The following is a 21,645-nucleotide window of genomic DNA, read 5'->3' as shown; positions in this document are numbered from 1 at the left end:
GTGCAAGAAGGCAACCACCGCATGCTTGTCCGACAATCTGTTGCAGGAGGATCCGCTAGGATGCCGCGATGACCGCCATGCTCCGTGTGCCCCGTGAAGAAACCTCCCTGCGCGAGCGCGCCACCAGCGCGCTGCGCCAGGCCATCCTCGACGGGGAGTTTTCGCCCGGCCAGAAGCTCTCGGAGCGCGAGCTGTGCGAAAGCCTGGAGGTCAGCCGCTCTTGCGTGCGCGAATCCTTGCAGCACCTGCAGGCCGAGGGGCTCATCACCATCATCCCGCACCGCGGTCCCGAGGTGAGCACCATCTCGCCCAAGGAAGTGCGTGACATCTACGATGTGCGCGCCCACCTCGAAAGCCTGGCCGCCAAGGCCTTTGCCCTCCAGGCCTCGCCCGAGCAGGTGCGCGCCCTGCGCGCCAAGCTCAACGAACTGGCCAAACCCGCCCTTGCGCAGGACCGCGCCCGGCTGCTCCAGGCCAAGAACCAGTTCTACGAAATCCTCGTCGACGGCTGCGGCAACCTCGTCGCCGGCCAGATGCTGCGCCAGCTCAACAACCGCGTGACGGTGCTGCGCCGCATCTCCATGGCCCAGCCCGACCGATTGCCGCACACGCTGCAGGAACTCAACGCGATGGTGGCGGCCATCGAGCGCGGCGATGGCGAGGCAGCAGCCCGGCTGTCGGCCGCGCACGTGCAGAAGGCGGGGGAGAACGTGCTCCGGAGCATGGAGCACAAGCCATAGCCGGCGGGCTGGTCTGCCTGTCTATTCCCTGGTAAACCGCAGCAGCAGTGAGCTGGTCGCAGGCGCGATCACCAGCTCGCCCTCGATGAAGCCGTACAGCCGCCCCTCGGGTCCGGCGGAATAGAGTTCATTGCCGTCGATGCGGTAGAGCTGGTGCTCACCATCGCGCACATACTCGTCGCCATCGACCACGCCCACCAGTCGCCCGGACGGGTCGGTCACATTCCATCGGCCTGTTTCGAACATTGAAGAACCTCCCGGTAGCCGGTTTCTCGGCGCCACAGCAGCATTCAAGTCAAGAAAAGGGACGTCTCGGGCCCTAGTCTGGCGCGGCAGGGGGCGGAGCGTCCGTCGGATGAGGACTGTAGCAGCCCCCTGCTGCGAGTGCAAAGGTTGGGGGCGGGGTGGGTGAGGGCCTCCGACCTTGTCGTTGCATGGCCTTTCGGGAGTTTGGAAGGGCCAACCTTCCCCTGCTTCAACACCGGCGATCTGCCGGTTTCACCCCTCAGGAGGCCTGGGCGTGTGTGAGGATGAACCACACCAATGGGCCACCGAACATGCTCGCAACTGCAGTGATCTTCGCGGCCGCCGCTGGCTCGCGCTTGCCTGCAGACATTGCGATCCGATAGGTCGCCCATCCAACAACACAGTTCGCCAGCATAACGCCGAGCAGATTGGTCAGTCCCATCCCGCCTGACGGCTGTGCATGGGCAAGGCACGCCGATGCCGTGAGTGGCATGAGCACGGCGGCGGCAGCAATCCAATTCATGGGTTTTCCCTCCTGTTGCTGATTATTGCCCCGGGGCATCGAGCGCTCTTGACGAAGGCTTGGGGCGTGGTTACTTCGGCGGATCACCTCGGTATCAGCACCATTTCCCCATGCGCATGCCTGCGACGAAGGGCAGGCGCCCGCAGCGCTCGTTGCGGGTACTTGGTGCCGTGCGCCCGACAGTGCCTGCGCAGGCGCTCAATGCTCAAAAAATGGAGTGGGATGGCGTGCATGGCCGTGATGGTCGCAGGGCAAAGTACCCGGGCAATCACGTCCGTCAGCGGGAGGAAATCGAAGGCATTGCGCCAAGACCTGCGCCAACGGTGCGCCTATTTAGTCAAAAACCATAGCAAAAAAGCCATGGTGCCCGGGGCCGGAATCGAACCGGCACGCCTTGCGGCGGGGGATTTTGAGTCCTGTGAGAAAACCAGGATTCATGCGGGTTCCCTGGCAATCTCTGCTCGAAAACAATTTTTATTACTCTGGTAGACCCATCTACGATGGAGTTTCACCAGGAGAAGCCAGCATGGCCACGACAAAAACCACAAGACGAGCGCTCAGCTCGCGCCGAGAGGCCGCAAGGGCCAAGACCAGACGCAAGAACATCATCGCGGGCGTGCAGGGCGCCAAGGAAGTCGATGACATGGTGAAAAAGCGCCAGGAAGACGCAAGGGAGGCGCGCCGCATCAGGGAGTTTGATGAATGGGCATCCGGCCGGCGAGAGCACCTGACCCCGGAAGAGGTCGACCCCAGCATCCTGCTGCCTCGGATGTAGTGGTGATCGCCCCTGCAGGCGCTGGCAGCGATATCTAAGCCGCATCACGCTGACCACGTCACGGGCCTTCGGGCCCGTTTCCATTGGTGGGCCCGGGTACCATCGTTTCATCAACAACAGGGGGAATCGAGATGAGCACCGGAACGGCCAGCGAAGATAAATCTTTGGAAACAAGCATACTGATTTGGCGGATAGCTATCGGACTTGCTGGCGCATGTGTCGTCGGCTCCTTCATCTGGAAGTTCGGTTTTCGCCCTGTAGAGGATCAAAGCAAGTGGGGACAGTTTGGGGATTTCATTGGCGGCTTTTTGAACCCCCTGGTTGCGTTCGCTGCCTTCTACTGGCTCACCCAGTCGGTAAAGCTTCAGAAAAAGGAATTGGTAGACACTCGGGCTGCACTGGAAGAGCAGGCAGAAGCGGCGGCTGCGTCTGTCCGGCTGCAGGCCTTGGTCGCGCTCTACGAGGTCTATGACCGCGACGACGACAGATTCGAGCAGCGCATCATCAGCCTGGAGGCAGAGTTGAGAGCTGCCAAGCGCAACGCGAGCGCTGACGCAGCGGATATCCAGAGCCAGATAGATAGCTTCAGAGGCTTGGCCAACGCGCCGAAGGTAATGAAAGGTCCCCTGTTCATGCGCATCCAGGCGATCCTCGATGAGTACCCAGGCGGGAAACGCGCCCCCCAGTAGGGGTCGCGCGATTCCAGCGCCGGAATGGGCGCACGGCTCATATTTCCGCCAAGCCGCAACAACTCAGCAACATCCTGACCGGCCAGTAGGTGACCATGGCAGTGGGCCAGGTCTGGGGAGAACTCAAAGCACTCAAGCGGGAGCTGGGGGCGTAGCGGGTAGGATTCCCCGAAAAGGGGGGAACCGATGATCACCGTATATCTCGATAGCCAGGACTACTCAACTCTTTCTTCATCAAGGATTGAACCTGCGCAAGAGCAAATTCGAGAACGTTTGCGGGAGTGGTCGCGATCCGGCGCGGTCAGGTTTGTGTTTTCAGCCTTTATCGTGAGTGAAGCGGCCCCCACCGGTCCGCATGCAAATGACTTTGCAATTGCGCGCGGGGAGCTTCTGTCGAATTTGTGTGGGGAGAATGCCCTATTAGAGGGCTGGCTGCTTCTTCAGGAGGAGGCTAGGCATCTCTCAAGCGCCAATGACAGCCCTTTAAGTCCACTGAGCCCAACTGGAGATTTTTTCCCAGAAATCGGTTTTGACGATCCACCTTCGTTGGAACAGTCGGTTCTGGAGACAGCCCCCAATCGAGCGCAGCGGCGCAAAAGTTTTAAAAACGGGGTGGTGCGTCCTCAGTTCCGTGAGCAACTTCGCAAACTGTTGAGTCAAACTTACGTTGAGCAAGTGGTTACCAAGTATCCGATGAAGTTGGAATATGCTGACACGTTCGCGCGCTTTGCTTTAGGTGAAACGAGTCGAGAAGAGGCATCCGCGGCGCTCCGTGCTTCAATTCGAGATCCTCGCTGGTTGATGAGTTGGTTTGCTGCGAATCCCGAGCTGGCCAAACCAATCATGGAAATGGTCAGGAAGCCTGGCCGTGAAATGGGTCTAAAGGCGCGTGAATTGATCCAGTATCGGGACAGTTTCCAATCCGACCCGCAGACACGAAACATGCCCAGCGCGGTTTGGAATGACACAGCCGAACTAAAGAACATGTGGGTGTCCCATACCTCCGCTACAGTGGAATACGTCGCAAAAAGGTTCTGTGTACATAGCGATAGCTTGTGGCCAGAGCACGCAACTGCAGAGGGAATTGCTAAATACTGTCCAGGCCTCAATGCTATGGTTCGCTCGATGTTGGATTCGGTTTGGGACAGTTTTGGGGGCGGGAGGAAGGTGGAGCCTACCGACAGTCAGTTTCCCGACGCTATGCACGCGATTTACGCGCCCTATGTGGATGTTTTCCGAGCAGATAGATTCATGGCGCCACACATCCGTCGCCAGTTAGAAGGTTCCCGCACCACCGTAGTGTCGCTGCTCGCCGAACTTCCTGCGGTGATCGAGCGAAGGCTAGCTGATAGGTAAGTGGGACTTTCGTAGGACGTTGGTTGCTACCAGCCACGATCACGATAGTTCTCCGCGTCTACGTAGTAGTCGCCGTGCCCGTGATCACGGTACAACTGCCAAGCGGCTCAGATTAAAACGCCGACGAGAAGGCTGCCTATGATGAGGCGGTGCGCGCCGGGGTGATCGACGTCACCACGGCTCACGACCTGGCCGGCATCGCCCAGGGCGAGGATGTCGGCGTGATGTGGAAGCTGCGCCCGGTCATGAAGGCCGCCAGCTTGATGTTCCATCACGCCGAGAAGTTCAACCGCTAGGTGACATTCGTGGCGTCGTACCGGCTCGCGCGCCAGGCCGGCGCCGACCAGAAGAAGGCTACGAGGAGGCGGTGAAAGCCACCTATGACGGGCACTTCGACTACAGCTCCAACAACCGCCCGCGGGTGATCCAGGGCAACGTGGCCCGGGTGCTGCTGTTCAAGCAGTACGGCCAGAACATGGTCTATACCCTGGTGCGCAACGCCCAGCAGTCGCTGAAGGGCGCCACGCCCAAGGAGCGCACCGACGCGCGCAAGGCGCTGGCCGGCCTGCTGACAATGCACGGGCTTGCTGCCGGGGCCCTGGGTCTGCCGATGGTTACCACGCTGCTGGCCGCCGCTTCGATGATCGGGGGCAGCGACAATGAACCCTGGGACGCGCAGGTGGCGCTGCAGAACATGCTCGCCGACACCCTGGGCCAGAAGCCGGCCGAGGTGCTGGCCCACGGCCTCTTGCGGCTCACGCCCTGGGACATCTCCGGCCGCGTGGGCCTGGACAAGTTGATTTTCCCGGACGTGCAAGAGGGGCTGGAGGGGCAGCGCCTGGCTGAGTCCGCCATGACGGCCGCCCTGGGCCCGGTGGCCGGCATCGGCGTCAACGCGCTGAAGGGCCGTGCAGGCCTTGGGCGAGGGCCAGTACCTGCGCGGCCTTGAGGGCATGCTGCCCACGGTGCTGCGCAGCCCGATGAAGGCGATCCGCTACGGCAGCGAGGGCGTGAAGGACAAGACGGGCATCGTGGTGCAGGACGAGGTGGGCGCGGCCGAGCTGCTGGGCCAGGCCGCCGGCTTCTCGCCATCGAGCGTGCGCAATGCCTTCGAAGGCAAGAGCGCTATCGTGAAGCACGACCGTGCCCTTCAGGCCCGGCGCAGCGCCCTGGTGGAGCAGTTCGCCATGGCCGCCATGGCCGGGGACGAAGCGGGCAAGACCGAGGCGCGGGAGGCGGTGGCCGCGTTCAACGAGAAGAACCCCACCCGGCGCATCCAGGCCATGCAGATGGCGCAGAGCGTGAACCAGCGGCAGAAGCGGATCCGGGAGGCGCAGGACTGGGTGTACCTGCCGAGCAAGCGCCGGACCGATGCGATGGAGGCGGGGCGCTTCGCGGTGCCGGAATGAGTTCTCGACTAAGCTGCTGTCCAGGGGCTAGTTCCTGGGGTGTGGCTGAGCGTGTCTTTCGTTGGAGCCCAGGGCGGGGCAGGGCGGCGATCGTGAGTGCGCGACGGATGGTCAGTCGCACTCGGTTACAACAGAGCCGCTGATGGTCCGTTTGGAAGTGCACCTCATGGGAGCAACTTGCACTGGCTGTCGGGCGGCCCGCGCATCCATGACCCCGGCAAAACCAGCAGCAAGCCCTTCTATCAGCGCATTCGCACGGCGATCCTTTTCAGCCTGGGCTTGCGCTGCTGCAGCTTGGGCCTGTGCGGACGCAGCCTGTTTGCGGTCAGCCAGTTCCAATGCGAATCGCAGATCCTTGTCCAGGTCGGGATCCGCTGGGTTGCGGTTGACCACTACCCGAAACTGAGTCGTATCCACAGACGGGCAAAGCCGGATTGCCTTTGTGCTCGAAGCAGCCGCACCGCTACCCCATCGAGCGTCAAAGCCGTAGGTGTAAATACAGCCGTTGTCATCTTTTTTGAACAGGGAAGCAGGGTAGCTGTAGATCTGGGGGGACATGCCCCCAACGCCCTTCCTCATGTCGGTGATGTAGGCGCCGTCGGGCTGGCTGGTAACCGTGATGAAGACGGTATCGGCGAGCTGGGCCTGGGCTGTGGCGCTGGCCAGGGCAGCAAAGATGAGGGCGATGGTGCGCATGGGCGGAATGTAGCACCAGGGGAGGGCGGGGGGGGGGCTACAGGATGATAGAGCCGTCATGGATGAACGCTTCAGCCACCTTGGCCAGCTTTTCCATCATTGTGCGCGTCTCAGGGGTCCGCATTTTCACAATGACATGGGCGTCAGGCTCTTCCAAGATCAGGATGAGCAGATGTCCATGTGTTGGATCGCTTGCGTAAACCAACGCGCGATCGCTGCTTTTTCGGCCCTCGAAGCGGTGCGTTCGATTCCACTTCTTGAGCTTGTCGGGATCTTTTAACGGCACCAAGTGCACGTGCCGGAGCACATTGGCTTGCCCGCCGACCTTCGGCGCGATGTATGCGCCGTCCTTCCCGAACAGGTAGTTGCTGAATTCGCCTGCTTCGCCCGACGCTTTCCAGGCGTCGAACTCAGTGGCAAAGTTGGCCGGGTCTACTTTGAGCGCGGTCAATGCGGCGAGCATTGCCTGCGTGCACTGGGTCGCCAAGATAGCGCGCCCGACTACAGTTTGATGTTTTCGAGCGCCTTCAGCGCAGCCTCAACCGTGAACAAGTGCTTGTTCGCAGGATCAGAGATCTTCCTGAACGTGCGCAGTGTTTCTTCCGGGATGCCTGCAGCAGGATTCCACTGCTTGCGAACACGGCTCTTCGCAGTCTTCGTTTTCGACCAAACACGCACAGAACCGCCGACCACGGCTGCGCTTGCTGGTTTTACGAAACCATGCGTGCGTCGACCGATCAGGCGAATGGGGTGGGTGTTGATGTGCATGAGACTGGGGGGTCAGGTACCAAGATTAGTGGTATCAGAGTGCTATCACTGTGGTGTCATTGTGCGTTATTTACGGTACCCCCACAACCAGTGACAGATAGGACAATGAGCTGTTGACCATGTAGTCAATTGCCTATTTACCCCACCTATAGGTGCAATCCGTAGGTGTGATGGTGATGCTGTAACCCAGGTATCTTGTACCTCGCCATGTTGGCTGTTAACGCGGAGCATATATGCGAGTCGACATGACCGGTTGAGGTTCCCGGCCAACTTACCGAAGGTGTAACTGGGGAAATTGGCGGCTACTTCAGCGGCTTGCAATGTCTAGGCGGTCTTGTAGCTATGTTTGCCATACTGATGACATGCTGCTTACCCTTCATATCATCAAGATCGAGTCCGGGGACTACCGCGCCCACGTGATGGAAGGGACCGAGCACCTAGGCGACTACGAGGCAAGCAGCATCAGGGAGGCCATCCTGCTGGCGGCCGAGAACCCGCTGCCCGACCTGGCCGGGTTCCACCTCTGGTATGAGCACGTCTGCGCCGGCAGCGTGTCGGCGGGGGAGATGCGCGCCGATGCCGAAGCGCTGGCGCAGCAGTTTGTGGAGCGGCACGCGAAGTTCTCGCAGTGATCAAGGGGTAGTGCCATGGATGCCGATTCGCCCAGAAGCATGTTTCTGACCCAGGAAGAGGTGGCCGAACTAACTGGCATCCGGACTGGGCGCAAGGGGAAAACGCGGGAGCAGTTGCAGATTGCACAGCTGAATGCCATGCGCATCCCGTACTACGTCAATGCCATCGACCGGCCGATTGTGGTGCGAGCGTTACTTGAAGGAGGGAGAAAGGCAGCAGAAAAGCCGGAGCCTCCGCCCTGGGAACCTGCTTTAGCGCCAAGGGGGCGAGCTTAGCTGGCCGCCTCTGGTCTCACTTCGCCTCAATTCCATTCCGCTTTGCGGAACACGTGCGGAACGGAACGCGGAACACATTCCTAAAACCATAGCAAGCAAGCCATGGTGCCCGGGGCCGGAATCGAACCGGCACGCCTTGCGGCGGGGGATTTTGAGTCCCCTGCGTCTACCAATTTCACCACCCGGGCAGGGAATTCGTGAAGACTCAAATTATGGCACAGTAGGGCGCATGAAATATCCGACGATTGAAGACGCGATTGGCAAGACGCCGCTGGTGGCGCTGCAGCGCATTGGGGCCGCAGACAACGCCGCGCGCGGCAACGTGATCCTGGGCAAGCTCGAAGGCAACAACCCCGCAGGCTCGGTGAAAGACCGGCCGGCGCTGTCCATGATCCGCCGTGCCGAAGAGCGCGGCGACATCCGCCCCGGCGACACGCTGATCGAGGCGACCTCGGGCAATACCGGCATCGCGCTGGCCATGGCGGCGGCGATCAAGGGCTACCGCATGGTGCTGGTGATGCCCGAAGACCTGTCGGTCGAGCGCGCCCAGACCATGAAGGCCTTCGGCGCCGACCTGGTGCTCACGCCCAAGAGCGGCGGCATGGAGCATGCGCGCGACCTGGCCGAGGCCATGCAAAAGCGCGGCGAGGGCAAGGTGCTCGACCAGTTCGCCAATGCCGACAACCCGCGCATCCACTACGAGACCACCGGCCCCGAGCTGTGGGAGCAGACCGATGGGCGCATCACCCACTTCGTGAGCGCCATGGGCACCACGGGCACCATCACGGGCGTGTCGCGTTTCCTCAAGGAAAAGAACGCCGGCATCCAGATCATCGGCGCGCAGCCGCAGGATGGCTCGCGCATCCCCGGCATCCGCAAGTGGCCGCAGGAATACCTGCCCAAGATCTTCGACCCGCGCGCCGTGGACGAAACCGTGAACGTGAGCCAGGACGATGCCGAGGACATGGCCCGGCGCCTGGCGCGCGAAGAGGGCATCTTCGGCGGCATCTCGGCGGCCGGTGCCTGCTGGGCGGCGCTGCAGCTGTCGCAGCGCGTGAGCAATGCGACCATTGTCTTCGTGGTCTGCGACCGGGGCGACCGCTACCTGTCCACAGGCGTCTTCCCTGCGTGACAGCGCCGGCGCGGCCTCTCCCTTACGATGAAGACCCCGCGCCAGCCGCCCCGCGGCCTTGGCGGCTGATGCTATAAAGTCAAGAGCAAAATGCACTACGAAACCCGTTTCTGCACCCACTGCGGCACGCCGCTGGCACTGATCACCGTGGCCGAGGACGGCGGGGACAAGCAGCGCCTGCGCTGCCCCGCCTGCGGCTGGACGCACTGGAACAACCCCACGCCGGTGCTGGCCGCCATCGTGGAGGTGAACGGGCAGGTGCTGCTGGCGCGCAACGCGGCCTGGCCGGCCAAGATGTTCGCGCTGATCACCGGCTTCATGGAAGCGGGTGAATCGCCGATGGAAGGCATCGCCCGCGAGGTCAAGGAAGAGACCAATCTCGACGTGACCGCCACCACGCTGGTGGGGGCGTACGAGTTCCTGCGCATGAACCAGGTCATCATCGCCTACCATGTGGTGGCCCAGGGCGAGGTGAAGCTTTCGCCTGAGCTGGTGGACTACCGCATGTACGATCTGGCTGACCTGAAATGCTGGCCTGCGGGCACCGGCTATGCGCTGGCCGACTGGCTGCGCACGCGCGGGCACGAGCCGGTGTTCTTCAGCGCCGAAGAAAATGCCGAGCGACGCCGCGGCCTGGACCTGCCGCCAAAGGACTGACGACCATGGACATCCACAAAGAAATCGACACGCGCGGCCTGAACTGCCCCCTGCCCATCCTCAAGGCCAAGAAGGCCCTGGCCGACCTGGCCAGCGGCCAGTTGCTCAAGGTGGTGGCCACCGATGTGGGCTCGGTGCGCGACTTCCAGGCCTTTGCCAAGCAGACCGGCAACGAGCTGGTGGAGCAGAGGACCGAAGGGGCCGACGACACCAAGGAGTTCATCCACGTCCTGCGCCGCAGGTAGCGGCGACGGTAGGGAGGGAGCGAAGCGAGAACCTCGCTCCCCCACAAAAAGTCCTCCAGCTGCGTTCGCGGCGGGAGGACTTTTTTCATGGGGTCTGCCGCATCGGTTGCGGCACGGGGATCGGCCTTACAGGCTCAGCCCCTTGAGGTATTCACGGAAGTGGGCGCCCACCTGCGGGTGCTCCAGCGCCAGTTCCACCGTGGCTTCGAGGAAGCCTTCCTTGCTGCCGCAGTCGTAGCGCTTGCCTTCGTACTGGAAGGCGTAGACGGCCTCGTGCTGCATCAGGCGGGCGATGCCGTCGGTGAGCTGGATTTCGCCGCCCACGCCGCGCGGCTGGTTGCGGATCTCGTCGAACACGCCGGGGGTGAGGATGTAGCGGCCGGCCACGCCCATGCGCGAGGGCGCCACATCGGCCTTGGGTTTCTCGACGATGCGGTCGATGCGGATCAGCGGGCCCCCGGCGGATTCACCGGCCACGATGCCGTACTTGTGCACCTGGTCCTCGGGCACCTCCTGCACGGCGATGACCGAGCGGCCCTGCTGGCGGAAGGCCGCGGCCATCTGCGCCAGCACGGGCTGGCCGCCCTTGGGGCCGACCATCAAATCGTCGGCCAGCAGCACGGCGAACGGCTCCTTGCCCACCAGGGGCTCGGCGCACAGCACGGCATGGCCCAGGCCCAGCGAGCGCGGCTGGCGCACGAAGGCGCAGTCCATGTCGTCGGGCTGCACCGAGCGCACCAGGCTCAGCAACTCCTGCTTGCCGGCGGCTTCGAGTTCGCTTTCGAGCTCGTAGGCGGTGTCGAAATGGTCCTCGATGGCGCGCTTGCTGCGCCCCGTCACGAAGATCATGTGGCGGATGCCGGCGGCATAGGCCTCTTCCACGGCGTACTGGATCAGCGGCTTGTCCACCACGGGCAGCATCTCCTTGGGCGATGCCTTGGTGGCAGGCAGAAAGCGTGTCCCCAGGCCGGCAACGGGGAAAACGGCTTTGCGGATGGCGGATGCAGCGGTCATGGGGCTCCTTGCAAGAACAACGGTGGAAAAGAAAGAGGGCAGGGCCCGGCGTGGAGCCGGGCATTCTGCCCTCAGTATGGCCGGGTTTTTACCCCAGTCGTGTCAGCTGATCGCGCAATCGGCCCAGCGTGGCGGTGAAGTCGGCGATGCGCTTCTTGGCCTCGTCGATCACCGCGGGCGGGGCCTTGGCCACGAAGGCCTCGTTGCCGAGCTTGGCGTTGGCCTTGGCCAATTCGCCCTCCAGGCGCGCGATTTCCTTGGAGATGCGGGCCTTCTCAGCCGCGACGTCGATCTCCATGTGCAGGCACATGCGCGCCTCGCCCACCACGGCCACGGGTGCCGCCTGTGCGGCGCCGGCCCAGGCGGCCTCGTCGTCGAACACCTTGACCTCGCTGAGCTTGGCCAGCGACTGCAGCACCGGGGCCACGCCGCGCATGAAGTCGGTGTCGCCCACGGTGTACAGCGGCAGGCGCGTCGATGGCGAGACGTTCATCTCGCCACGCAGCGTGCGGCAGGCGTCCACCAGGCCCTTGACGCGCTGCATGTGCGCGATGGCGGCCTCATCGATCTTGCTCGGCTGGGCCTCGGGGTAGCGGGCGATGCTCACCGAATCACCGGGCAAGCCGGCCACGGGTGCCACCGTCTGCCACAGGGCTTCGGTGATGAACGGAATGATCGGGTGGGCCAGGCGCAGGATGGCCTCGAGCGTGCGGATCAGCGTGCGGCGCGTGGCGCGCTGCTCGGCCTCGGTGCCGGTCTGGATCTGCACCTTGGCGATCTCCAGGTACCAGTCGCAGAATTCGTTCCAGACGAAGTCATAGATCGTGTTGGCCACGTTGTCCAGGCGGAACTCGGCAAAGCCCTTGGCGACTTCGGCCTCAGTCTTCTGCAGCAGCGACGCAATCCAGCGATCCGCCTGGCTGAAGTGCATGTAGCCATGGGCGGGGCCGCCGGGCTGGCACTCTTCCTTGGTGTGCTCCTTGAGGCCGCAGTCCTGGCCCTCGCAGTTCATCAGCACGAAGCGGCTGGCGTTCCAGAGCTTGTTGCAGAAGTTGCGGTAGCCCTCGCAGCGCTTGCTGTCGAAGTTGATGCTGCGGCCCAGGCTGGCCAGCGCCGCGAAGGTGAAGCGCAGCGCATCGGCACCGTAGGCGGGAATGCCCTCGGGGAATTCCTTTTGCGTGTTCTTGCGCACCGTGGGTGCGGTCTCCGGCTTGCGCAGGCCGGTGGTGCGCTTGTCCAGCAGCGGGTCGAGCGCGATGCCGTCGATCAGGTCCACCGGGTCGAGCACGTTGCCCTCGGACTTGCTCATCTTCTTGCCCTGCGCGTCGCGCACCAGGCCGTGGATGTACACGTGCTTGAACGGCACGCGGCCGGTGAAGTGCGTGGTCATCATGATCATCCGGGCCACCCAGAAGAAGATGATGTCGTAGCCCGTCACCAGCACGGAGGAGGGCAGGTACAGGTTGTAGTCGTCGGTCGGGCCGTCGCCCTGTTCAGGCCAGCCCATGGTGCTGAAGGGCACCAGGGCGGACGAGTACCAGGTATCGAGCACGTCCTCGTCGCGGCGCAGGGTCTTGCCCGGGGCCTTGGCCTGCGCTTCGGCTTCGCTGCGGGCCACGATCACGTTGCCGTCCTCGTCGTACCAGGCCGGGATCTGGTGGCCCCACCACAGCTGGCGGCTGATGCACCAGTCCTGGATGTTGTTCATCCACTGGTTGTAGGTGTTCACCCAGTTCTCGGGCACGAAGGTCACCTCGCCCGTGGCCACGGCGTCGATGGCCTTTTGCGCGATGCTCTTGCCCGTGGGGTCCTGGTCGCTGACCTTGCTCATGGCCACGAACCACTGGTCCGTCAGCATGGGCTCGACCACCTGCCCGGTGCGCGTGCAGATGGGCACCATGAGCTTGTGCTTCTTGGTCTCCACCAGTGCGCCCGAGGCTTCCAGGTCGGCCACGATGGCCTTGCGCGCCACGAAGCGGTCCAGGCCGCGGTACTTCTCGGGGGCGTTGTCGTTGACGGTGGCCTGCAGCGTGAGCACCACGATCATCGGCAGCTGGTGGCGCTGGCCCACGGCATAGTCATTGGGGTCGTGCGCGGGCGTGACCTTGACCACGCCGGTGCCGAACTCCTTGTCCACGTAATCGTCGGCAATGATCGGGATCTCACGGCCCACCAGGGGCAGCACCACGTTCTTGCCGATCAGGTGGGTGTAGCGGGTGTCTTCGGGGTGCACCATCAGGGCCACGTCGCCCAGCATGGTCTCGGGGCGCGTGGTGGCCACGGTGAGGCTGCCCGAGCCGTCGGCCAGCGGGTAGGCGATGTGCCAGAGCGAGCCGTCCTTTTCTTCGCTCTCGACTTCGAGGTCGGACACGGCGGACTGTAGCTTGGGGTCCCAGTTCACCAGGCGCTTGCCGCGGTAGATCAGGCCCTGCTCATAGAGCTTCACAAAGGTGTCGGTCACCACCTTGGACAGCTTGTCGTCCATGGTGAAGTACTCGCGGCTCCAGTCCACGCTGTCGCCCATGCGGCGCATCTGCGTGGTGATGGTGTTGCCGCTCTTTTCCTTCCACTCCCAGACCTTGGCGACGAAGTTCTTGCGTGCCTCGGGCGGGGTCGGGCCCATGTCGTGGCGGCTGATGCCCTGCTCCTGCAGCTGGCGTTCCACCACGATCTGCGTGGCGATGCCGGCGTGGTCGGTGCCGGGCACCCAGGCCGTGTTGAAGCCGCGCATGCGGTGGTAGCGCGTGAGGCTGTCCATGATCGTCTGGTTGAACGCATGGCCCATGTGCAGCGTGCCCGTCACATTGGGTGGCGGCAGCTGGATGGAGAAGGCCGGCTCGCCCGCCTGCGCCGTGCCGGTGCCCCGAAAGCCCGCTACACCGTAGCCACGGCGTTCCCATTCGGGCCCCCAGTGGGCCTCGAGGGCAGCGGGTTCAAAGGACTTGGAAAGGCTGTCGAGGCCGGTTTGTTGCAGGGGCGAGCTCATGGGTGGGGCAGGTGGTGGAGGCTGCCCGGTCGGGCCGCCTTCCGCTTTCGAGAGGGTGGACCGGCCATTTTAAGTCAGCGGCAGGTCCGTCCGGCAGGCGCCCGCGCAGCCAGCCGACAGGCGGGTGTTCGCCTTTCAGCCGGGCCTTGCCGCCACTTATCCAATTGTTACCTTGTGCGACTGGCAGAAAGCAGGTGTTTATTGATAATCCGGCGCGAAGGGGTGGGGAAGTGGCGCGCTGCGGGCGTGCCTGGCCCCCTTTTTTGCGTCGCCGGATCCCACAAAACCATTCCAACTGTCCGCTCCCGTATGAACATCACCTCCGCCCTGCGCCTGGGCCTGGCCAAGGTCTTTGCCTATTCGCTGCTGTCGCTGTTCCTGATTCCGCTGGCCGCCTACCTGTTCACCGGCTACGCGCAGCGCGACGAGGACACGCAGTTCATCACCCGCATCGGCCAGCGCATCGACGCCGAAAAAGGTATGCCGGCGGCCGAAAAGCAGGCCCGCAAGGACTTCTACCGTGCCAACCCGCCGTCCCGGGTGTGCAGCAACCCCGCGGCCGAGGTGCAGGAGTACCGCGAGGCGGTGTGCGAGCGGTACGGCGAGCTGTGGCAGTTCAACCTGGTGCGCAAGGCCTCGCTGTGGACCCTGGTCGCCGGCGTGGTGCTGCTGGCGGCGGTGCTGGGCCTGGGGGCGCTGGCCTTCGTGGACCGCAAGATGCAGTACACCAGCTTCGTCACCGGCTGGCACCTGACCACCTGGTCCAGCGCGGCCTCGCTGGTGGTGCAGGGGGCGCTGGCGGTGTGGCTGTCGTTCTGGCTCACGGCCTTCTTCTTCCAGAAGTACTCGCCCAAGCTCATCATTTTCGTGGGCATCGCGGTGGCCATCGGCGTGCTCATGGCGATCAAGAGCATCTTCACGCGGGTGCAGCTGCACAACGGCGTGGACGGCGAACTCGTGGCCGAGGCCGATGCGCCCATCCTGTGGAAGCGCATCCGCCACATGGCAGAGCGCTTGAAGACCGAGCCGCCCAAACACATCGTGGCCGGCATCGACGCCAATTTCTTCGTGACCGAGGCGCCGCTCACCGTGGGCAACCGGCAGCTCACCGGGCGCACGCTGTTCGTGAGCATCCCCTTGCTGCGCCTGCTGGACCAGCAGGAGGCCGATGCCGTCCTGGGCCACGAACTGGCCCACCTGCGCGGCGGCGACACGAAGAGCAGCGCCCTGCTCGGCCCCAAGATCAGCCAGTACGACCACTACCGCCATGCCATGCGCACGGGCGGCCTCTCGGCCGTGGTCTCGCCGCTGCTGGACATGTACCGCATGATCTTCGAGGTCGCGCTGGCGCGCGAGAGCCGCGAGCGCGAGTTCAAGGCCGACCGCATTGCCGCCCGGCTGATCTCGCCCAACGCCATCGCGCAGTCGCTGGTGAAGATCGCGGCCTATGCGCAGTACCGCTCGAAGATCGAGCACGAGCTGTTCGGCCAGAACCGCCGGCACGATGCCGCACTGGGCATTGCGAGCTACGTGGCGCAGGGCCTGCCGCCCTATGCCGCATCGGCCGATTTCCTGTCGGAGATGAAGACGGCCAACGTGCCGCACCCGTTCGACTCGCACCCGGCCATGACCGAGCGCATGCGCGCCGTGGGCGTGAACCTGCCCGAGAGCGCCTACGGCGCCATCGTCGTGCGCCAGCCCGCCAGCACCTGGGCGCAGCAGATCCTCACCGCCGATGCCATCGAGCAGCGCATGTGGGGCGCCTACGAGCAGGCCTTTGCCGCCGACCACGAGCGCAGCCTGGCCTACCGCTACGAGCCCGCCACCGACGAAGAGCGCGCGCTGGTGCTGCAGTACTTTCCGCCCGTGGTGTTCGCCTTGAAGGGCAGCGACACGGTGACGGTGAGCATCGATGGCATCAGCACCTCGGCCGACGGCACCACGATGTTCTGGGATGCCGTGAAGGCGCTGGAATTCAAGGAAAGCAGCTTTGGCAACGCGCTGGTCGTGACCCACCCCGAGAAAAATGCCCTGGGCCTGGGCGCCAAGACCAGCAAGATCAAGCTGGCCGGCCTGAAGAAGGAAAAGGACGACTTCAACGCCACCGTGGGCCACTACTGGCAGCGCCACCAGATCATGCGCGCGCACCAGACCGAGGGTTGAGCCGGAGCAAAGAGGCTGGGCCCCGCGCCCTGCACGGCCCGATCACCGGCACAGGGTATCCACCCATGGCCGCCCCACCAGCACGGCGCAGCATCGTGCTGCCCGCCGCGGCATATGCATATACCCAGGAAATCCCTGACGTTCCACGTTCACTGAATGCGTGATGCGAGTGAACTTGTGCAGTGTGCCACGCTCTATCCCTGCATGGGCAGGCCCTGAAAAAAGCGTTGCACACCTACACGAATTCCCTGTTCAAAGGCAGGCCGTGGTGCTACAAAGGACCGGAGCCGTTAGCGATTACTACTGCAACACCGTGGCACCACCGAGCACGCCGGGGGCCACCACAGGAGGTCGTATGGATGCCATCAGCAGTTTCGCCTCGCGTTACGCCCGTAGCCGCGAAGAGGAAATGTCGATCGACGAATACCTCGCCGAATGCAAGCGCGATCCCATGGTCTATGCCACGGCCGCCCAGCGCATGCTGGCCGCCATCGGCGACCCCGAGATGGTGGACACGCGCAATGACCCGCGCCTGTCGCGCATCTTCGCCAACAAGGTGATCAAGCGCTACCCCGCGTTCGCCGAGTTCTACGGCATGGAGGATGCGATCGAGCAGGTGGTGAGCTTCTTCCGCCATGCCGCGCAGGGGCTGGAGGAGCGCAAGCAGATCCTCTACCTGCTGGGACCCGTGGGCGGTGGCAAGAGCTCGATCGCCGAGCGGCTGAAATACCTGATGCAGAAGGTGCCGTTCTACGTGCTCAAGGGCTCGCCCGTGAACGAGTCGCCGCTGGGCCTGTTCGACGCGGTGGAGGACGGTGCGGTGCTCGAAGAGCAGTTCGGCGTTCCCCGGCGCTACCTGCAGCGCGTGCTCTCGCCCTGGGCGGTCAAGCGGCTCGAGGAGTTTGGTGGCGACATCCGCCAGTTCCGCGTGGTCAAGCGCTACCCCAGCATCTTGAAGCAGGTGGGCGTTGCCAAGACCGAGCCCGGCGACGAGAACAACCAGGACATCTCCAGCCTGGTGGGCAAGGTCGATATCCGCAAGCTCGAAACCTTTGCCCAGGACGACACCGACGCCTACAGCTACAGCGGTGGCCTGTGCCTGGCCAACCAGGGGCTGCTCGAATTCGTGGAAATGTTCAAGGCGCCCATCAAGGTGCTGCACCCGCTGCTCACCGCCACGCAGGAGGGCAACTACAAGGGCACGGAAGGCTTCGGTGCCATCCCGTTCGATGGCGTGGTGCTGGCCCACAGCAACGAGAGCGAGTGGAAGGCCTTTCGCAACAACAAGAACAACGAAGCCTTCCTGGACCGCATCTACATCGTCAAGGTGCCGTACTGCCTGCGCGTGAGCGAGGAGATCCGCATCTACGACAAGTTGATCCGCGAGTCCTCGCTGGGCAACGCCGTGTGCGCGCCGGGCACGCTCAAGATGATGTCGCAGTTCGCCATCCTGACGCGCCTGAAGGAGCCTGAGAACTCCAGCATCTTCAGCAAGATGCAGGTCTACGACGGCGAGAGCCTCAAGGACACCGACCCGCGCGCCAAGAGCTACCAGGAGTACCGCGACTACGGCGGCGTGGACGAGGGCATGACCGGCATCTCCACGCGCTTTGCGTTCAAGATCCTGTCCAAGGTGTTCAACTTCGACAGCGCCGAGGTCGCCGCCAACCCGGTGCACCTGATGTATGTGCTGGAGCAGCAGATCGAGCGCGAGCAGTTCGCCGCGGAGCTGGAGACCAAGTACACCAGCTACATCAAGGAGTTCCTCTCGCCGCGCTATGCCGAATTCATCGGCAAGGAGATCCAGACGGCCTACCTGGAGAGCTACAGCGAGTACGGCCAGAACATCTTCGACCGCTACGTCACCTACGCCGACTACTGGATCCAGGACAACGAGTACCGCGACACCGACACCGGCGAGGTGTTCGACCGCGGCGCGCTCAACGCCGAGCTCGAGAAGATCGAGAAGCCCGCAGGCATTGCCAACCCCAAGGACTTCCGCAACGAGATCGTCAACTTCGTGCTGCGCGCGCGCGCCAACAACCAGGGCAACAACCCGAGCTGGACCAGCTACGAGAAGCTGCGCCTGGTGATCGAGAAGAAGATGTTCTCCAACACCGAAGAGCTGCTGCCGGTCATCAGCTTCAACGCCAAGGGCAGCGCCGAGGAGGCGCGCAAGCACGAGGACTTCGTCACCCGCATGGTGGAAAAGGGCTACACGCCCAAGCAGGTGCGGCTGCTGTGCGAATGGTACCTGCGCGTGCGCAAGAGCAGCTAGCGCCACCGCAGACAGACAAGCGCTTGAAGGTTTTGCCAGTGCATCCCACCGGGGCGCTGGCCCATGATGGGGGCAAGGGATGGCATTGCAAATCATCGACCGCAGGCTCGCCGGCAAGAACAAATCGGTGGGCAACCGCGAACGCTTCGTGCGCCGCTTCAAGGAGCAGATCGCAGAGGGCGTGCGCCGGGCTGTGTCGCAGCGCGACATCCGCAACATCGAGCAGGCCGAGAACATCACCATTCCGAAGAAGGACATCGGCGAGCCCGCGTTCCACCATGGCCGGGGCGGCATCCACGACCGGGTGCACCCGGGCAACGCCGAGCATGTGCGCGGCGACCGCATCCAGCGGCCCCAGGGCGGCGGGGGCGGCGGGGGCGGTTCGCAGGCCAGCGACAGCGGGGAAGGGGAGGACGATTTCACCTTCACCCTGACCAAGGAAGAGTTCATGCAGCTCTTCTTCGAGGACCTGGCACTGCCCAACCTGCTGCGCACGCACATCGGCGAGACCCCCAAGTACAAGCCGCGCCGCGCCGGCTACAGCCAGAACGGCATTCCCAACAACCTGGCGGTGCTGCGCACCATGCGCGGGGCGCTGGGCCGGCGCATCGCCCTGGGCCAGTCGGCGCACCGCGAGCTGGCGGCGCTGCAGCTGCAGCTCGAGGCCCTGGTGGGTGCCGGCGGCGGCAGCGGCGACGAGGCAGGTGCGCTGCGGCTGCGCATCGACGAGCTCAAGGCGCGCACCGGCCGCATCCCCTACCTGGACCCCATCGACCTGCGCTTTCGGGCCCGGGTGCAGGTGCCCGTGCCCAACAGCCAGGCGGTGATGTTCTGCCTGATGGACGTCTCGGGCTCCATGGACCAGGCGCGCAAGGACCTGGCCAAGCGCTTCTTCATCCTGCTGTACCTGTTCCTCACGCGGCACTACGAGAAGATCGACATCGTCTTCATCCGCCACCACACCCAGGCCGCCGAGGTCAACGAGGAGCAGTTCTTCCACTCCACCGAGAGCGGGGGCACGGTGGTCAGCAGCGCGCTGGTGCTGCTCGACCAGATCATCCGCGCGCGCTACCCCGCAGGGGACTGGAACATCTACGTGGCCCAGGCCAGCGACGGCGACAACTTCACCAACGACAGCGGCAACTGCCGCAACCTGCTGGTGGACCGCATCCTGCCGCTGGCGCGCTATTTTGCCTACGTGCAGGTGGCCCAGGAAGAGCAGAACCTGTGGGAGGAGTACAGCCAGCTGGTGCCGCTGTTCCCCCACTTCGCCATGCGCAAGGTGTCCGAGCAGGGGGATATCTACCCCGTGTTCCGCGACCTCTTCAAGAAGGAAGGGGTGCAGGTATGAACCACTCCATGGCCCAATACCCGGTACTGGAGCGCCGCATGCGCGACAACCCGTGGAAGACCGCCGTCGTCGGCGAGCGCCGCCACCGCACCGTGCCCGAGCAGCCCCTGCCTGCCGGGGCACGGCCCGCGCAGCCGCTGCCCGATCCCAGCGACTGGACCTTCGAGCTGATCGATCGCTACCACGCGGCCATCGCCGCCACCGCCGAGCGCTTCGGCCTCGATACCTACCCCAACCAGCTCGAGGTCATCACCGCCGAGCAGATGATGGACGCCTATTCCAGCGTGGGCATGCCGGTGAACTACCGCCACTGGAGCTACGGCAAGGAGTTCCTGGCCACGGAGCGGCGCTACCGGCGCGGCCACATGGGCCTGGCCTACGAGATCGTCATCAACTCCAACCCCTGCATCAGCTACCTGATGGAGGAGAACACCACCGCCATGCAGGCGCTGGTGATCGCCCATGCCGCCTACGGGCACAACAGCTTCTTCAAGGGCAACTACCTGTTCCGCATGTGGACGGATGCCTCCTCCATCATCGACTACCTGGTGTATGCCAAGGACTACGTGGCCCAGTGCGAGGAGCGCTACGGCTTCGACGAGGTGGAGCGGCTCATGGACTCCTGCCACGCGCTGGCCAACTTCGGCGTGGACCGCTACCGCCGCCCGTCCAAGAAGAACCTGGCGCGCGAGCGCCAGGAGCGCGAACAGCGCGAGTCCTATGCCCAGCAGCAGGTCAACGAGCTGTGGCGCACCCTGCCCACGCGCCCCGGCAAGGACGGTGCGGCGCAGGAGAGCAACCGCTTTCCGAAGGAGCCGCAGGAGAACATCCTGTACTTCATCGAGAAGAACGCGCCGCTGCTGGAGCCCTGGCAGCGCGAGATCGTGCGCATCGTGCGCAAGATCGCGCAGTACTTCTACCCCCAGCGCCAGAGCCAGGTCATGAACGAGGGCTGGGCCACCTTCTGGCACTACACGCTGCTGAGCACGCTCTACGACGAGGGCTACCTGAGCGACGGGGTGATGGTCGAGTGGCTGGGCTCGCACACCAACGTGATCTTCCAGCCCCCCGTGGGGCACCGCGCCTACAGCGGCATCAACCCCTACGCGCTGGGTTTTGCCATGTACCGCGACATCCAGCGCATCTGCCAGAACCCCACGCCCGAAGACAAGCGCTGGTTCCCCGACATCGCGGGGGCCCCCTGGCTGCCCACGCTCGACCATGCCATGCGCAACTTCAAGGACGAGAGCTTCGTCGGCCAGTACCTGAGCCCGCACCTGATGCGCGAGATGCGGCTGTTCGCCCTGCACGACGACGCCCGCGTGAACGAGCTGGTGGTCAGCGAGATCCACGACGAGAACGGCTACCGCAACCTGCGCCAGATGCTGTCGCAGCAGTACGACCTGGGCACGCGCGAACCCAACATCCAGGTGTGGAACGTGAACCTGCGCGGCGACCGCAGCCTGACCCTGCGCCACACCCAGTACCAGGGGCGCCCGCTGGGCGAGGACACGCAGGAGGTGCTGCGGCACGTGGCGCGCCTGTGGGGCTTCGGCGTGCAGATCGAGAGCGTGGACGCCTACGGCAACCACCCGATGCTGCTGCACTCGGTGCCTGCACCCACGGAATAGATGGAAGCACCCCCTGAGTCGCTTCGCGCCTTCACCCCTCTCTCGACTCGCTGCGCGAGTCGGGAGGGGGACGCCCCC

Annotated in this window: 23 protein-coding genes and 1 tRNA gene; 16 read left to right on the top strand and 8 right to left on the bottom strand. The window is 64.0% G+C overall.

The features are described from left to right. The first annotated feature begins 68 nt into the window (after positions 1–68). Positions 69–740 (top strand): GntR family transcriptional regulator, encoded by a 672-nt coding sequence (locus PMI14_RS14360; protein ID WP_007855503.1) that lies wholly within the window; start codon positions 69–71, stop codon positions 738–740. Positions 741–761: 21 nt separating this feature from the next. Here PMI14_RS14360 and PMI14_RS14355 read toward each other — a convergent pair whose 3' ends face one another. Together PMI14_RS14355 and PMI14_RS14350 are read right to left on the bottom strand one after the other, a co-directional pair. Continuing rightward, positions 762–986 carry a hypothetical protein gene (locus PMI14_RS14355; RefSeq protein WP_007855501.1) on the bottom strand — a complete coding sequence of 75 codons (225 nt, stop codon included), beginning with the start codon at positions 984–986 and terminating at the stop codon, positions 762–764. A 259-nt stretch (positions 987–1,245) separates the two neighbouring features. After that, positions 1,246–1,509, bottom strand: a complete 264-nt coding sequence (locus PMI14_RS14350; RefSeq protein ID WP_007855499.1) for a hypothetical protein — start codon at positions 1,507–1,509, stop codon at positions 1,246–1,248. A gap of 526 nt (positions 1,510–2,035) precedes the next feature. On the opposite strand from PMI14_RS14350, the gene PMI14_RS14345 reads away from it, so the two are divergent. From PMI14_RS14345 to PMI14_RS14325, 6 genes are all read left to right on the top strand, one after another. Beyond that, positions 2,036–2,284 (top strand): hypothetical protein, encoded by a 249-nt coding sequence (locus PMI14_RS14345; RefSeq protein ID WP_007855497.1) that lies wholly within the window; start codon positions 2,036–2,038, stop codon positions 2,282–2,284. A 131-nt stretch (positions 2,285–2,415) separates the two neighbouring features. Further along, a complete protein-coding gene (locus PMI14_RS33565; protein WP_007855495.1) occupies positions 2,416–2,973 on the top strand; it encodes a hypothetical protein in 558 nt (185 codons plus the stop codon). Positions 2,974–3,159: 186 nt separating this feature from the next. Next, a complete protein-coding gene (locus PMI14_RS34890; protein WP_007855491.1) occupies positions 3,160–4,329 on the top strand; it encodes a hypothetical protein in 1,170 nt (389 codons plus the stop codon). A 161-nt stretch (positions 4,330–4,490) separates the two neighbouring features. Continuing rightward, positions 4,491–4,625 (top strand): hypothetical protein, encoded by a 135-nt coding sequence (locus tag PMI14_RS35785; RefSeq protein ID WP_255344578.1) that lies wholly within the window; start codon positions 4,491–4,493, stop codon positions 4,623–4,625. Positions 4,626–4,696: 71 nt separating this feature from the next. Further along, a complete protein-coding gene (locus PMI14_RS14330; RefSeq protein WP_007855489.1) occupies positions 4,697–5,278 on the top strand; it encodes a PLxRFG domain-containing protein in 582 nt (193 codons plus the stop codon). Beyond that, positions 5,238–5,738 (top strand): PLxRFG domain-containing protein, encoded by a 501-nt coding sequence (locus PMI14_RS14325; RefSeq protein WP_007855487.1) that lies wholly within the window; start codon positions 5,238–5,240, stop codon positions 5,736–5,738. Before PMI14_RS14330 ends, PMI14_RS14325 begins: the two co-directional genes overlap by 41 nt. A gap of 111 nt (positions 5,739–5,849) precedes the next feature. Here PMI14_RS14325 and PMI14_RS14320 read toward each other — a convergent pair whose 3' ends face one another. From PMI14_RS14320 to PMI14_RS34885, 3 genes are read right to left on the bottom strand one after another with little or no spacing between them, the layout of a single operon-like run. Continuing rightward, positions 5,850–6,434, bottom strand: a complete 585-nt coding sequence (locus PMI14_RS14320) for a hypothetical protein (protein ID WP_035203841.1) — start codon at positions 6,432–6,434, stop codon at positions 5,850–5,852. Positions 6,435–6,471: 37 nt separating this feature from the next. Next, positions 6,472–6,897, bottom strand: a complete 426-nt coding sequence (locus PMI14_RS14315; RefSeq protein ID WP_007855482.1) for a type II toxin-antitoxin system YafO family toxin — start codon at positions 6,895–6,897, stop codon at positions 6,472–6,474. A 38-nt stretch (positions 6,898–6,935) separates the two neighbouring features. After that, on the bottom strand, positions 6,936–7,202 hold the full coding sequence (locus PMI14_RS34885; RefSeq protein ID WP_146187945.1) for a hypothetical protein: 267 nt from the start codon (positions 7,200–7,202) through the stop codon (positions 6,936–6,938). A 362-nt stretch (positions 7,203–7,564) separates the two neighbouring features. Here PMI14_RS34885 and PMI14_RS14310 point away from each other — a divergent pair, with 362 nt between their 5' ends. Together PMI14_RS14310 and PMI14_RS34225 are read left to right on the top strand one after the other, a co-directional pair. Next, the gene (locus PMI14_RS14310; protein ID WP_007855481.1) at positions 7,565–7,834 is read left to right on the top strand and encodes a hypothetical protein; all 270 of its coding nucleotides are present in this window, start codon (positions 7,565–7,567) and stop codon (positions 7,832–7,834) included. 15 nt (positions 7,835–7,849) lie between these two features. Then, positions 7,850–8,110 (top strand): DUF4224 domain-containing protein, encoded by a 261-nt coding sequence (locus tag PMI14_RS34225; protein ID WP_007855479.1) that lies wholly within the window; start codon positions 7,850–7,852, stop codon positions 8,108–8,110. Positions 8,111–8,213: 103 nt separating this feature from the next. Here the strand turns inward: PMI14_RS34225 and PMI14_RS14305 are convergent. Continuing rightward, positions 8,214–8,298: transfer RNA gene (locus tag PMI14_RS14305), tRNA-Leu, on the bottom strand. 41 nt (positions 8,299–8,339) lie between these two features. On the opposite strand from PMI14_RS14305, the gene cysM reads away from it, so the two are divergent. The 3 genes from cysM (at position 8,340) to PMI14_RS14290 (ending at position 10,144) form a co-directional block, all read left to right on the top strand. Further along, positions 8,340–9,242 carry a cysteine synthase CysM gene (gene cysM / locus PMI14_RS14300; RefSeq protein ID WP_007855477.1) on the top strand — a complete coding sequence of 301 codons (903 nt, stop codon included), beginning with the start codon at positions 8,340–8,342 and terminating at the stop codon, positions 9,240–9,242. A 90-nt stretch (positions 9,243–9,332) separates the two neighbouring features. Next, positions 9,333–9,899 carry an NUDIX domain-containing protein gene (locus PMI14_RS14295; protein ID WP_007855476.1) on the top strand — a complete coding sequence of 189 codons (567 nt, stop codon included), beginning with the start codon at positions 9,333–9,335 and terminating at the stop codon, positions 9,897–9,899. 5 nt (positions 9,900–9,904) lie between these two features. Then, the gene (locus tag PMI14_RS14290; protein WP_007855475.1) at positions 9,905–10,144 is read left to right on the top strand and encodes a sulfurtransferase TusA family protein; all 240 of its coding nucleotides are present in this window, start codon (positions 9,905–9,907) and stop codon (positions 10,142–10,144) included. Between the two features lie 126 nt (positions 10,145–10,270). Here PMI14_RS14290 and galU read toward each other — a convergent pair whose 3' ends face one another. Together galU and PMI14_RS14280 are read right to left on the bottom strand one after the other, a co-directional pair. Next, a complete protein-coding gene (gene galU, locus PMI14_RS14285; protein ID WP_007855474.1) occupies positions 10,271–11,158 on the bottom strand; it encodes a UTP--glucose-1-phosphate uridylyltransferase GalU in 888 nt (295 codons plus the stop codon). 88 nt (positions 11,159–11,246) lie between these two features. Next, on the bottom strand, positions 11,247–14,144 hold the full coding sequence (locus tag PMI14_RS14280; RefSeq protein ID WP_007855473.1) for a valine--tRNA ligase: 2,898 nt from the start codon (positions 14,142–14,144) through the stop codon (positions 11,247–11,249). Between the two features lie 309 nt (positions 14,145–14,453). Here PMI14_RS14280 and PMI14_RS14275 point away from each other — a divergent pair, with 309 nt between their 5' ends. The 4 genes from PMI14_RS14275 (at position 14,454) to PMI14_RS14260 (ending at position 21,567) form a co-directional block, all read left to right on the top strand. Next, positions 14,454–16,307 (top strand): M48 family metallopeptidase, encoded by a 1,854-nt coding sequence (locus PMI14_RS14275; protein ID WP_007855472.1) that lies wholly within the window; start codon positions 14,454–14,456, stop codon positions 16,305–16,307. 355 nt (positions 16,308–16,662) lie between these two features. Then, positions 16,663–18,585: a PrkA family serine protein kinase gene (locus PMI14_RS14270; RefSeq protein WP_007855471.1), complete on the top strand. Its 1,923-nt coding sequence runs from the start codon at positions 16,663–16,665 to the stop codon at positions 18,583–18,585. A gap of 79 nt (positions 18,586–18,664) precedes the next feature. Continuing rightward, a complete protein-coding gene (locus tag PMI14_RS14265) occupies positions 18,665–19,936 on the top strand; it encodes a YeaH/YhbH family protein (RefSeq protein WP_007855469.1) in 1,272 nt (423 codons plus the stop codon). 38 nt (positions 19,937–19,974) lie between these two features. Next, positions 19,975–21,567, top strand: coding sequence for a SpoVR family protein (locus PMI14_RS14260; protein WP_369751457.1), 1,593 nt, complete (start codon positions 19,975–19,977; stop codon positions 21,565–21,567). Positions 21,568–21,645 lie beyond the last annotated feature (78 nt).

Origin of the sequence: Acidovorax sp. CF316 (assembly GCF_000276605.1) — a bacterium.
GTDB lineage: Bacteria > Pseudomonadota > Gammaproteobacteria > Burkholderiales > Burkholderiaceae_C > Acidovorax.
The sequence above is the reverse complement of the archived record's forward strand: the minus strand, read 5'-3'. Positions and strand labels throughout refer to the sequence as shown.

Excerpts from the sequence above, each read along its gene's own strand:
- PMI14_RS34890 (WP_007855491.1), top strand. The coding sequence starts at position 3,160 with ATGATCACCGTATATCTCGATAGCCAGGACTACTCAACTCTTTCTTCA.
- PMI14_RS34885 (WP_146187945.1), bottom strand. The coding sequence starts at position 7,202 with ATGCACATCAACACCCACCCCATTCGCCTGATCGGTCGACGCACGCAT.
- PMI14_RS14355 (WP_007855501.1), bottom strand. The coding sequence starts at position 986 with ATGTTCGAAACAGGCCGATGGAATGTGACCGACCCGTCCGGGCGACTG.
- PMI14_RS14320 (WP_035203841.1), bottom strand. The coding sequence starts at position 6,434 with ATGCGCACCATCGCCCTCATCTTTGCTGCCCTGGCCAGCGCCACAGCC.
- PMI14_RS14290 (WP_007855475.1), top strand. The coding sequence starts at position 9,905 with ATGGACATCCACAAAGAAATCGACACGCGCGGCCTGAACTGCCCCCTG.
- PMI14_RS14275 (WP_007855472.1), top strand. The coding sequence starts at position 14,454 with ATGAACATCACCTCCGCCCTGCGCCTGGGCCTGGCCAAGGTCTTTGCC.
- PMI14_RS14280 (WP_007855473.1), bottom strand. The coding sequence starts at position 14,144 with ATGAGCTCGCCCCTGCAACAAACCGGCCTCGACAGCCTTTCCAAGTCC.
- PMI14_RS14310 (WP_007855481.1), top strand. The coding sequence starts at position 7,565 with ATGCTGCTTACCCTTCATATCATCAAGATCGAGTCCGGGGACTACCGC.
- PMI14_RS14360 (WP_007855503.1), top strand. The coding sequence starts at position 69 with ATGACCGCCATGCTCCGTGTGCCCCGTGAAGAAACCTCCCTGCGCGAG.
- PMI14_RS14315 (WP_007855482.1), bottom strand. The coding sequence starts at position 6,897 with ATGCTCGCCGCATTGACCGCGCTCAAAGTAGACCCGGCCAACTTTGCC.
- PMI14_RS33565 (WP_007855495.1), top strand. The coding sequence starts at position 2,416 with ATGAGCACCGGAACGGCCAGCGAAGATAAATCTTTGGAAACAAGCATA.
- PMI14_RS14350 (WP_007855499.1), bottom strand. The coding sequence starts at position 1,509 with ATGAATTGGATTGCTGCCGCCGCCGTGCTCATGCCACTCACGGCATCG.
- PMI14_RS14345 (WP_007855497.1), top strand. The coding sequence starts at position 2,036 with ATGGCCACGACAAAAACCACAAGACGAGCGCTCAGCTCGCGCCGAGAG.
- PMI14_RS14270 (WP_007855471.1), top strand. The coding sequence starts at position 16,663 with ATGGATGCCATCAGCAGTTTCGCCTCGCGTTACGCCCGTAGCCGCGAA.
- PMI14_RS34225 (WP_007855479.1), top strand. The coding sequence starts at position 7,850 with ATGGATGCCGATTCGCCCAGAAGCATGTTTCTGACCCAGGAAGAGGTG.
- PMI14_RS14265 (WP_007855469.1), top strand. The coding sequence starts at position 18,665 with ATGGCATTGCAAATCATCGACCGCAGGCTCGCCGGCAAGAACAAATCG.
- PMI14_RS14260 (WP_369751457.1), top strand. The coding sequence starts at position 19,975 with ATGCGCGACAACCCGTGGAAGACCGCCGTCGTCGGCGAGCGCCGCCAC.
- cysM (WP_007855477.1), top strand. The coding sequence starts at position 8,340 with ATGAAATATCCGACGATTGAAGACGCGATTGGCAAGACGCCGCTGGTG.
- galU (WP_007855474.1), bottom strand. The coding sequence starts at position 11,158 with ATGACCGCTGCATCCGCCATCCGCAAAGCCGTTTTCCCCGTTGCCGGC.
- PMI14_RS14295 (WP_007855476.1), top strand. The coding sequence starts at position 9,333 with ATGCACTACGAAACCCGTTTCTGCACCCACTGCGGCACGCCGCTGGCA.